At 72.2% G+C, this 9,854-nt stretch carries 11 protein-coding genes and 2 pseudogenes; 10 read left to right on the top strand and 3 right to left on the bottom strand.

Annotated elements, in window-relative coordinates; all coding sequences use genetic code 11:
• Positions 1-188: 188 nt before the first annotated feature.
• Positions 189-779, bottom strand: coding sequence for a hypothetical protein (locus ACILQ5_RS16865; RefSeq protein ID WP_395659181.1), 591 nt, complete (start codon positions 777-779; stop codon positions 189-191).
• Between the two features lie 215 nt (positions 780-994).
• On the opposite strand from ACILQ5_RS16865, the pseudogene ACILQ5_RS16860 reads away from it, so the two are divergent.
• From ACILQ5_RS16860 to ACILQ5_RS16840, 5 genes and pseudogenes are all read left to right on the top strand, one after another.
• Positions 995-1,261, top strand: a pseudogene (locus ACILQ5_RS16860) (S1 RNA-binding domain-containing protein); the annotation flags it as partial.
• Positions 1,262-1,461: 200 nt separating this feature from the next.
• Entirely contained in the window at positions 1,462-1,890 is a 429-nt protein-coding gene (locus ACILQ5_RS16855; RefSeq protein ID WP_395659180.1) for a S1 RNA-binding domain-containing protein, read from the top strand.
• Positions 1,848-2,033, top strand: a pseudogene (locus tag ACILQ5_RS16850) (hypothetical protein); the annotation flags it as partial. The gene ACILQ5_RS16855 and the pseudogene ACILQ5_RS16850, both read left to right, overlap by 43 nt.
• Before the next feature lie 3 nt (positions 2,034-2,036).
• Complete coding sequence (locus tag ACILQ5_RS16845) at positions 2,037-2,471, top strand: hypothetical protein (protein WP_395659187.1); 435 nt, start codon at positions 2,037-2,039, stop codon at positions 2,469-2,471.
• Between the two features lie 120 nt (positions 2,472-2,591).
• Positions 2,592-4,181: a sulfatase-like hydrolase/transferase gene (locus tag ACILQ5_RS16840; RefSeq protein WP_395659179.1), complete on the top strand. Its 1,590-nt coding sequence runs from the start codon at positions 2,592-2,594 to the stop codon at positions 4,179-4,181.
• 2 nt (positions 4,182-4,183) lie between these two features.
• Here the strand turns inward: ACILQ5_RS16840 and ACILQ5_RS16835 are convergent, their stop codons facing one another.
• Positions 4,184-4,363 (bottom strand): hypothetical protein, encoded by a 180-nt coding sequence (locus ACILQ5_RS16835; RefSeq protein WP_395659178.1) that lies wholly within the window; start codon positions 4,361-4,363, stop codon positions 4,184-4,186.
• A gap of 93 nt (positions 4,364-4,456) precedes the next feature.
• Here ACILQ5_RS16835 and ACILQ5_RS16830 point away from each other — a divergent pair, with 93 nt between their 5' ends.
• The gene (locus ACILQ5_RS16830) at positions 4,457-5,401 is read left to right on the top strand and encodes a GlxA family transcriptional regulator (protein WP_395659177.1); all 945 of its coding nucleotides are present in this window, start codon (positions 4,457-4,459) and stop codon (positions 5,399-5,401) included.
• A gap of 52 nt (positions 5,402-5,453) precedes the next feature.
• Positions 5,454-6,470, top strand: coding sequence for a GDSL-type esterase/lipase family protein (locus ACILQ5_RS16825; protein WP_395659176.1), 1,017 nt, complete (start codon positions 5,454-5,456; stop codon positions 6,468-6,470).
• Here ACILQ5_RS16825 and ACILQ5_RS16820 read toward each other — a convergent pair.
• Complete coding sequence (locus tag ACILQ5_RS16820; RefSeq protein WP_395659175.1) at positions 6,467-7,711, bottom strand: class I adenylate-forming enzyme family protein; 1,245 nt, start codon at positions 7,709-7,711, stop codon at positions 6,467-6,469. The two genes, ACILQ5_RS16825 and ACILQ5_RS16820, sit on opposite strands and share 4 nt — an antisense overlap.
• Positions 7,712-7,779: 68 nt before the next feature.
• Here ACILQ5_RS16820 and ACILQ5_RS16815 point away from each other — a divergent pair, with 68 nt between their 5' ends.
• From ACILQ5_RS16815 to ACILQ5_RS16805, 3 genes are read left to right on the top strand one after another with little or no spacing between them, the layout of a single operon-like run.
• Positions 7,780-8,340 carry an RNA polymerase sigma factor gene (locus tag ACILQ5_RS16815; protein ID WP_395659174.1) on the top strand — a complete coding sequence of 187 codons (561 nt, stop codon included), beginning with the start codon at positions 7,780-7,782 and terminating at the stop codon, positions 8,338-8,340.
• Complete coding sequence (locus ACILQ5_RS16810) at positions 8,337-9,161, top strand: hypothetical protein (RefSeq protein ID WP_395659173.1); 825 nt, start codon at positions 8,337-8,339, stop codon at positions 9,159-9,161. The genes ACILQ5_RS16815 and ACILQ5_RS16810 overlap by 4 nt, the downstream gene beginning before the upstream one ends.
• Before the next feature lie 45 nt (positions 9,162-9,206).
• Positions 9,207-9,845, top strand: a complete 639-nt coding sequence (locus ACILQ5_RS16805) for a hemerythrin domain-containing protein (RefSeq protein ID WP_395659172.1) — start codon at positions 9,207-9,209, stop codon at positions 9,843-9,845.
• Positions 9,846-9,854 lie beyond the last annotated feature (9 nt).

Genomic DNA, 9,854 nt, shown 5'->3' with positions numbered 1-9,854 from the left:
GGCCCTCGGGCCCCCAGACGAAGCCCGCGTCACCGAGGAACTCGCCGTGCGTGGCCTGGTACTCGTCGGCGTACCGGTCCCAGTCGGGTCCGTTGGCGTGCCGCGACTCCGCCTCCGTGACCGGTCTCCGCTCGACGCGGACCTGCTGCGGGAGGTGGTCGTCCACGCCCCGAGCCTAGGGGACGGGGTCAGCCGACGGCCTGGCGCCGGCGGGCGAGCGGGATCCGCCCGGCGAGCTCGCCGAGCGGGCCGACCGCCTGGCCGAGCGCGTCGGCAGAGGTGGACAGCGCCGGGATGATCTCGGCCAGCTGGGCCAGCCGCGGCTGGATCGACTCGAGCGTCTCGCCGAGCGCCACCAGCTGGTCGAGGGTGCCGCCGTCGGCGACCAGCTTCTCGACGTACCCGTCGTCGCTGAGCATCCGGTCGGCGAGGCCGCCGGGTCGCAGCAGCTGGTCGAGCAGGCCGCCCTCGGTCGTGAGCCGGTCGAGCGCACCGCCGGTCGCGAGCAGCCGGTCGAGGACGCCCTCGGAGGCGGCGAGCCGGTCGAGCGCGCCGTCCTCGGCGAGCAGCCGCTCGAGGGGTCCGTCCTCGGTCATCAGCCGGTCGAGCACGCCGTCGCGGGCGATCATCCGCCCCAGCGGGCGGTCCGGCGCGATCAGCTCGTTGATCGCCTCCGCGAGCCGGTCGATGGAGGCGATGCCGAGCGAGGTGCCGAGGTAGGCGCGCGTGGTCGCGACGGCGACCCGGACGGGATAGCTGACGACGGCCGGGAGATCCATGTCCCGACAACCCGGGGACGCGGTCCGGGGTTACGCTGGTCGGGCGCCGCCCGGTTGGACGGATCCCTCGCGTGCCGCGTACGCTTGAGGGTGCGCCGGAGGTCTGCCTGGGTCCCAGACGGAGCGGAACCTCGCTCGCTATCCCACATCGGTAGTGAAACAGGGCTTTCGACGTGCCCGCACGACCCCATCCATCCCAAGGACACAACTTCCTTATGACGAGCAGCATCTCGACCCTCCCCGACATCACCGATGCACCGCAGGTCGCGGTCAACGACATCGGGTCGGAGGAGGACTTCCTCGCCGCGATCGACGCGACGATCAAGTACTTCAACGACGGTGACATCGTGGATGGCACCATCGTCAAGGTCGACCGGGACGAGGTCCTGCTCGACATCGGCTACAAGACCGAGGGCGTCATCCCCTCGCGCGAGCTGTCGATCAAGCACGACGTCGACCCCAACGAGGTCGTCGAGGTCGGCGACAAGGTCGAGGCCCTGGTCCTCCAGAAGGAGGACAAGGAAGGTCGCCTGATCCTGTCCAGCGCGCCCAGTACGAGCGCGCCTGCACCATCGAGCAGGTCAAGGAGGACGGCGTCGTCGAGGGCACCGTCATCGAGGTCGTCAAGGGCGCCTGATCCTGGACATCGGCCTGCGCGGCTTCTGCCGGCCTCCTCGTCGAGATGCGCCGCGTCCGCGACCTGCAGCCGTACGTCGGCCAGACGCTCGAGGCGAAGATCATCGAGCTCGACAAGAACCGCAACAACGTCGTGCTGTCGCGTCGTGCCTGGCTCGAGCAGACCCAGTCCGAGGTCCGCCACGGCTTCCTGACCCAGCCCCAGAAGGGCCAGATCCGCAGGGCGTCGTGTCCTCGATCGTCAACTTCGGTGCGTTCGTGGACTCCGGCGGCGTCGACGGGCCTGGTGCACGTCTCGGAGCTGTCCTGGAAGCACATCGACCACCTGTTCGAGGTCGTCGCCGTCGGCGACGAGGTCACCGTCGAGGTCCTCGACGTCGACATGGACCGCGAGCGGGTCTCCCTGTCGCTGAAGGCGACGCAGGAGGACCCGTGGCAGCACTTCGCACGGACTCCACCAGGATCGGTCAGATAGAAGCCGGGCAAGGTCACTCAAGCTGGTGCCCTTCGGCCTGCTCCGTCCGCGTCGAGGAGGGCATCGAGGGCCTGGTGCATCTCCTCGGTTCGCCGAGCGTCACGTCGAGATCCCCGAGCAGGTCGTCCAGGGTCAACGACGACGTCATGGTCAAGATCATCGACATCGACCTCGAGCGTCGCCGGATCTCGCTGTCGCTCAAGCAGGCCAACGAGACCGCGACCGCGGCGGACGTCGAGGACTTCGACCCGACGCTGTACGGCATGACGGCCACCTACGACGAGCAGGGCAACTACGTCTACCCCGAGGGCTTCGACCCGGAGACCGGCGAGTACCGAGGGCTTCGACGAGCAGCGCGCGCGCGGCTGGGAGGACCAGTACGCCAAGGCGCACGCTCGCTGGGAGGCGCACGTCAAGCAGCAGGCCGAGGCCAAGCAGGCCGAGGTCGAGGCCGGCGAGGCGACGTCGTACTCCAGCGGTGGCACCGACGAGGCCGAGACGGCGACCGGCGGCTCGCTGGCCTCCGACGAGGCGCTCCAGGCGCTCCGCGAGAAGCTGACCGGTGGCAACTGATCGGCTGATCGACCTCGTCACCTCGACGGCCCGCCCGAGATCCTCGGGCGGGCCGTCGGCATTCGCTTTCGCCGGACGGGCAGCGACGCCCGCCCTAGGGTGCGAGGACCACCACCCAGGGAGCCTCGATGATCACTCGCAGAGGGCTGCTCGCCGCCGCCGCGGCCACACCGCCGACCGTCGCTCTCGCCGGCGGCCTGAACGACCCGGGCTTCGCGGTCGCGCCGGCCGTGGCCGGCAAGAACATCCTGATCTTCATCAACGACCAGCAGCGCGCCACCCAGCACTTCCCGCAGGGCTGGGAGGAGGAGAACCTGCCGGGCCTGACCCGGCTGAAGGAGCACGGGGTCAGCTTCGAGAACGCGTTCACCAACGCGTGCATGTGCTCCCCGTCGCGCGCCACCATGTTCACCGGCCTCTACCCGGCGCAGCACGGCGTGAAGTACACGCTCGAGGAGGACATGCCGGCCGACCAGTATCCCCAGGTCGAGCTGTCCACCGACCTGACGAACCTCGCCACGGTGATGAGCGCCGCCGGCTACGAGGTGGTCTACAAGGGCAAGTGGCACTGCTCCAAGCCGGCCGGTGAGGACTGGGCGCCCTCCGACCTCGGGGACTACGGCTTCACCCGGTGGGACCCGCCGGACTCCGGCGGCAACCAGGACCTCTCCGAGGCGGGCGGCGGCACGGTCGACCACGACGGGCACTACATGCACGACGAGGGTGACCCCGAGGCGGGGGAGGAGGGGGTCATCCAGTTCCTCAACCGGCGCGCCGGCGCCGAGAAGCCGTGGTGCCTGGTGGTCGGCCTGGTCAACCCGCACGACGTGCTCTTCTACCCGGGGCCGCGCAACATGGACCCGCCGAAGTGGCAGCAGGCCGGCTATACCCAGGCCGACCTCGAGGGCGACATCGGCCTGCCGGCGACGTTCGACGAGGACCTGCGGACCAAGCCCGACGCACAGGCTCAGTTCGCCCGTCTCTACGGGCTCGGCGGCAAGCCGCTCACCCGCGAGCAGAAGCTCGAGTACGTCAACTTCTACGGCAACCTGATGAAGGTCGTCGACGGCTACCTCGTCGAGATCCTCGACACGCTCGAGGACAACGACCAGCTCGCCGACACCGTGGTCATCCGCACCGCGGACCACGGCGAGATGGGCCTCGCGCACCGGATGCAGCAGAAGAACTTCAACTTCTACGAGGAGAGCACCCGGATCCCGCTGGTCTTCTCCAACCCCGAGCTGTTCCTCGAGGCGCGGAAGTCGCGACAGCTGGTCTCGCACATCGACCTGCTGCCGACCCTGGCCACGCTCGTGGCGGCGCCCGACGACGTCAAGAGCGACGACTGGAAGGGTGTCGACTACTCCGGGCTGGTCCTCGGGACCGACACCGACGCGGTCCAGGACGACATCCTGTTCACCTACGACGACTGGCAGGCCGGTCAGTCCAGCGGGCCGTACATCCGGCCGCCCAACCACATCGTCGGGGTCCGGGAGCGGCGCTGGAAGGTGGCCAAGTACTACGACGTCGCCGGGGTGGAGCCGGTCCAGTGGGAGATGTACGACCTCCTCAAGGACCCGCTGGAGCGGCACAACCTGGCCTACAAGCCCGCGCAGATGACCCGCGTGCAGGCCGCGAACTTCGCCCGGCTCAAGCGGCGGATCAAGCAGGCCGAGGGCTCCGACCTGCTGCCGCTGGACCACGGCAGCGGGGGCTGAGGTCAGGCCGCGGAGCCGCCGAAGCGCTGGGCGTAGGGGTCGAAGGAGTCGGCGTGGTGGCTGCGCGGCAGCGGCCGGGTGCGGCCCGCTCCGTCGTGACGGATCAGGTCGACCAGCGCGGTGACGGCGATGGTGAAGACGACGGCGGCGGCGATGGCGATGATGAGGAGTGTGAAGGTCATGGCAGTAATCCTGCGCTCAAAGTGATCCTGCCACGAGTGGCAGAAAAGTCGCGTTCCGTTGATTTTCCGCCACTCGTGCGGCAGGCTGGGCGCGTGCAGCAGGTAGCCGTGATCGTGCAGGACGGGGCCGAGCCCTTCGGGCTGGGCTCGCTCGTCGAGGTCTGGGGCGAGCCGTACCACCCGGAGGACGACAACCCGGTCTTCGACTTCCAGGTCTGCACCCCGCGGCCGGGGCGGGTGCGCGGCCGCTCCGACTACGACCTGTACGTCGAGCGGGGGCTCGAGGCGACGGCCGCGGCCGACCTGGTCTGCCTGAGCCCGAAGCACGACTTCCTGGACCACGACCCCGCGGTGCTCGAGGCCGTGCGCGCGGCGTACGAGCGTGGGGCGATCATCTACGCCCACTGCTCGGGCGTCTTCGAGCTCGGCGCCGCCGGCCTCCTCGACGGTCGTCAGTGCACGACGCACTGGCGCTACACCGACCTGCTCGCCTCGACCTACCCCGAGGCGAAGGTCTGCCCCGACGTCCTCTACTGCCACGACGGCACCGTGCTCACTGGAGCCGGCTCGGCGGCCGGCATCGACGCCTCCCTGCACCTGCTCCGCGAGCAGTACGGCGCCGCGGTGGCCGCCGCGACCGCCCGCCGGATCGTGGTGCCGCCGCACCGCGACGGCGGCCAGGCCCAGTTCATCGCCCGCGCGGTCCCCGACTGCGACGCCGAGACGCTCGGGCCGCTGCTCCAGTGGATCGTCGAGAACCTCGGCGAGGACCTCAGCGTCGCGTCGCTCGCCCGGCGCAACCACATGTCCGAGCGCACCTTCGCCCGCCGGTTCCGCGCGGAGACCGGCACCACGCCGCACTCCTGGGTGACCCGGCAGCGCGTGCAGGCGGCCGAGGAGCTGCTCGAGCGCACCGACCACTCCGTCGACTGGATCGCCGGCGAGGTCGGCTTCGGGAACGCCGCCACCCTGCGCCACCACTTCGCGCGGGTGCGCGGGCTGAGCCCGCAGCAGTACCGCCGCCGCTTCGCCGGCTGACGTGGGCTCGCCGGGACCTCGTCGTGGAGTCGTCGCGCTCAGCGCTGGTGTGGTGCTGGTCGTCGCCGCGCTGGCCGTCTCCGCTGTCGCCGTGGTCGACCGCCTGAACCCGGAGGAGTCGGGACCGACCCGCGTGGTCCTGGTCGGCGACTCCGTGACCCAGGGGTCCTCCGGCGACTGGACGTGGCGCTACCGCCTCTGGGAGCACCTGCGCGACGCCGGCGCCGACGTCGACCTGGTCGGTCCCGACCAGGACGTGGCCGGTCCGCCGCCGAGCGCGCCCAACCTCGACTACGCCGACCCGGACTTCGACCGCGACCACGCCGGCCGGTGGGGGAAGGCGTTCATCTCGCACGACTGGCCGGTGGGGAGCCTGGTCAGCGCCTACCACCCCGACGTCGTGGTCGAGCTGCTCGGCGTCAACGACGCGCTGTGGAGCGGTGCCACGGCTTCCCAGCTGCTCGCCGACGCCGAGCAGTTCGTCGCCGAGGCCCGCGCCGCCGACCCGGAGGTCGACGTCGTGCTCGGCGGCCTGCCGCAACGCTGGTACCCCGAGATCGCGGAGTACGACGACGAGCTCGACGACCTCGCCGCCCGGCTCGACACGGTGACCTCCCGGGTCGTGGTCGCCCGCGCGCCCGAGGTGTTCGTCGAGGACGTCGACACCTACGACCTGGTCCACCCGTCCGCGAGCGGCGAGGTGAAGATCGCCGCCGGCGTCGCCGACGCCCTCGCCGGCCTGGGGATCGGCACGCCCTACCCGCGCCCGCTGCCGTCGGTCCCGCCGGTGCCGACCCGCCCGGCTGAGCTCGTGGCGCGACCCCTGGCAGGGGCGGCGGAGCTCAGCTGGGAGCCGCCGCCGGGCGGCTGGACGGCGTACGTCTGGCAGCGCGACGCCACCCGCGGCGAGGAGTGGCAGCGGCTGCCGCAGGGCATCGCCGGCACCACCTGGACGGCGGCCGGGCTCGTGCCCGGTGACACCTACGAGTTCCGGGTGCAGATGGCCAAGGGGACCTCGGTCTCGGAGGTCTACTCGGACGTCGAGACGGTGGTGCCGAGCGCCGGCTAGGTCTGGCCCAGCTGGTCGCGGCGGACCTTGCCGGTGAGCGTGCGCGGCAGCTCGTCGAGGTGGTGGTACTCCTTGGGCCGCTTCGGCGGTGCCAGCCGCTCGCGTGCCAGGGCGTCGAGCTCGGCCGCGGTCGCGGTCCCGACGACGGCCGCGCAGACCCGCTGGCCCCAGCGCTCGTCGGGCATCGCGTAGACGGCGACGTCGACGACCCCGGGGTGGTCGCGCAGCGCGTTCTCGACCTCGAGCGGGTAGACGTTGACGCCGCCACTGATGATCAGGTCGTGACGCCGGCCGTCGAGGTAGAGGTAGCCGTCGTCGTCGAGCCGGCCCACGTCGCGGACCGTGAAGCTGCTCCGTCCGTCCGCGTCGGTCCGCCAGGCCGCCGCCGTCTTCACCGGGTCGCCGAAGTACTCGAACCGGGCGTACGGCGGCACCGCGCACCAGATCGTGCCGTCCGGGTCGACCGAGAGCCGGCGGCCGGGCCGGGCGCGGCCGACGGTGCCGGGGCGCTCGAGCCACTCCTCGCTCCGGCACGCGGTGAACTGGCCCTCGGTGGCACCGTAGAACTCCCAGGTCGACCCGGCCGGGAACGCCTCGATCAGCCGGCGCTTGATCGCCGGCGGGCACGGCGCGCCGGCGTGGGCGACCAGCCGGAAGCTGGAGAGGTCGGGGCGGCCGTGCTCGTCCCAGTGGGCGAAGAGCCGCTGCAGGTGCGCCGGGACGCAGAACATCGAGGTCGGGCGCTCGGCCTCGATCGCGGCGGTCACGGTGGCGGCGTCGAACGGCCCGGGGATCACCACGCGCCCGCCGGCGAGCGCCGTCCCGCTCGCGAACCGCAGCGGCGCCGAGTGGTAGAGCGGGCTCAGGACCAGGTTGACGTCGTCGGCGCGGAATCCCCACAGCTCGCGCTCCTCCGCGACCAGCGCGCCGGCGTCCTCGGCGCCGAGCACGCCGCTCCACACGCCCTTGGGCGTCCCCGTCGTGCCGCTGGTGACGTGCATCGGCCGGGCCCGCGGCAGGTCGAGCTCGCCGGCCAGCGCGGCCAGGTCGTCCTCGTCCTCGACCACGAGGCCGGGGGAGAGGGTGCCGAGGATCCGCTCGCGCTCGTACGCCGTCAGCCGAGGGTCGAGCGGGATCGGCACCACGCCGCGGGCCAGCAGCGACCCGACGGCGGCCAGGTAGGTCAGCGACCCGGGGACGAGCAGCGCCACCCGGTCGCCCTCGTGTAGCCCGTCTCGCACGGGGCACACGGTAGTCGGGAACCCCCGGCCCGCAGCGGACATGTCCGGATGTGCAGCGAGGAGGAGCGGTGGCCACCGAGGAGGCGCTCGTCGACGGGCTTCGCGCGGGCGACCCCGAGGCGCTGGCGACGCTCTTCGACCGGCACGGCGACCGCATCTACAACCACTGCTTCCGGGCGACGGGGGACTGGGGCGAGGCCGAGGACGCGGTCTCGACGGTGTTCCTCGAGGTCTGGCGGCACCGGCGCCGGGTCCGGCTGCACGACGGCAGCGCCCTGCCGTGGCTGTACGGCGTCGCGACCAACGTGTGCCGCAACCTGACCCGCTCCCGGCGCCGGCGCCTGCGCGCCCTGGCCGCGCTCCCGCGCCCGGAGCCGGTGCCCGACCACGCCGACCGCGTGGCCGACCGGCTCGGCTCGACCGAGCAGATGGCCGCCGTACTGGCGGCGATCGAGGCCCTGCCGCCCCACGAGCGCGAGGTGCTCGGGTTGGTCGCGTGGTCCGGGCTGACCTACGAGCAGGCGGCCGCCGCGCTCGACGTCCCCGTCGGGACCGTGCGGTCCCGCCTCTCCCGGGCCCGGGCCCGGCTCACCGACCTGACGACCGATCCCCGCGAGGACGAACGATGACCGAGCCCACCCCACCGCCCGACGAGCCGCTGCCCGACCAGGCCCGCGCCCGGATCCGCGCCGAGCTGCTCGAGGCCGCCCAGCGCCCGCCGTCCCGGTCCTGGATCATCCCTGCCGCTGTCGCGGCCGCGGTCGTGCTCGTCATCGGGCTCGCCGCCTGGGCGGTGCAGGCCGGGCGGACCACGGGGGAGGGCGCCGGCCCGGCGGCCGGTGCGAGCTCGACGCCCGCCGTCACGGTGAGCGCCTCGCCCTCGACCGGTCCATCGTGGTCGATGTCCTGGGACCCGACGCCCACCTCGACCGCGAGCACGACGACACCGGCGCCGACCCCCACGGGGGCCGTCCAGGCGGGCAGTGGCGACTGCCCGCAGGAGGCCGTCAACGTCCTGCCCGACGCCGAGCTCGGCGCCTCCTTCCGCGACGGGACCAGCATGCTGGTCGCCGGCGACCGGTTCGTCCTCTGCGACGTCCGGGACGGGGTGACGACCGTGCAGCAGCCGCTGCCGCTGTCGCCGTCCGAGGGCGTCGTGACCTACCGCGTCAGCTCGAGCAACGGCGTCCGGGTCGCCGGCGGCGTCGTCCCGCAGGGCGCCGGGTCGTTCGACGTCACCTACACCTTCCCGGACGGCACCACCGTGCAGGCCGACACCGTCCAGGGCGACGGCCGCACCTGGTGGCGGGTCGTTCACCGGTACGCCGCGCAGGGCAACGAGCTCGACGACCCCCCGATCGAGGTGACGGTGCGCTACTCCGGCGTCGAGCGGCACTACACGCTGCGCTGGGGGCTGGACACCTGCGCCCAGGCCAACCACGGCTGCTGACATTTCGCTGTCCTCCGGGGCCGCGCCCGTCCTAGGGTCGGAGCCATGGCCCACACCGACATGAGCATGAACAAGGTCATCCACGGCGCGTTCCGCCGGGACCTGGATCGCTTCATCGCCGCGCTGGACTCGTTCCCCGTCGGCGACCAGCGCCGGGCGCAGGAGCTCGACCGGGCGTGGGCGAACTTCGACGACCAGCTCACCTACCACCACGAGGGTGAGCACGAGACCGCGTGGCCCGCGCTGCAGAAGATCGGCGTGACCCCCGAGCTGCTGGCCACCATGGACGCCGAGCACGACACGATGGCCCACGCGCTCGCCGTCACGCGCACGGCCATGGCCGACCTCGTCAGCAACCCCGGCCGCGAGCAGGTCGACCAGGCACGGGCCGCCTTCGAGCAGTTGCGCACCGTCACGGTCACCCACCTCGATCACGAGGAAGCCGAGCTCGAGCAGGTCTACCTCGACAACGTCGACGACCCCGCCATCGTCGAGATGGGCAAGAAGTTCGCCAAGGTCAGCCCCTCCCGCGGCGGCCGCTTCTTCGCCTGGCTGCTCGACGGCGCCTCGCCCGCCGAGACCGCCGCGGTCAAGGGCACCGTCCCCGGCCCGGTCCTGACGATCATGACCGGCGTCTTCGGGCGCGGTTACCGGAAGAACGTCGCGCCGGTGTGGTCGCGCTGACGGCGCCGT

This window comes from Nocardioides sp. (assembly GCF_044226305.1).
Classification (GTDB): domain Bacteria; phylum Actinomycetota; class Actinomycetes; order Propionibacteriales; family Nocardioidaceae; genus Nocardioides.
The sequence above is the reverse complement of the archived record's forward strand: the minus strand, read 5'-3'. Positions and strand labels throughout refer to the sequence as shown.

Coding starts and splice junctions, on each gene's coding strand:
- ACILQ5_RS16865 (WP_395659181.1), bottom strand. CDS start 779: ATGGATCTCCCGGCCGTCGTCAGCTATCCCGTCCGGGTCGCCGTCGCG.
- ACILQ5_RS16855 (WP_395659180.1), top strand. CDS start 1,462: ATGCGCCGCGTCCGCGACCTGCAGCCGTACGTCGGCCAGACGCTCGAG.
- ACILQ5_RS16845 (WP_395659187.1), top strand. CDS start 2,037: ATGGTCAAGATCATCGACATCGACCTCGAGCGTCGCCGGATCTCGCTG.
- ACILQ5_RS16840 (WP_395659179.1), top strand. CDS start 2,592: ATGATCACTCGCAGAGGGCTGCTCGCCGCCGCCGCGGCCACACCGCCG.
- ACILQ5_RS16835 (WP_395659178.1), bottom strand. CDS start 4,363: ATGACCTTCACACTCCTCATCATCGCCATCGCCGCCGCCGTCGTCTTC.
- ACILQ5_RS16810 (WP_395659173.1), top strand. CDS start 8,337: ATGACCGAGCCCACCCCACCGCCCGACGAGCCGCTGCCCGACCAGGCC.
- ACILQ5_RS16805 (WP_395659172.1), top strand. CDS start 9,207: ATGGCCCACACCGACATGAGCATGAACAAGGTCATCCACGGCGCGTTC.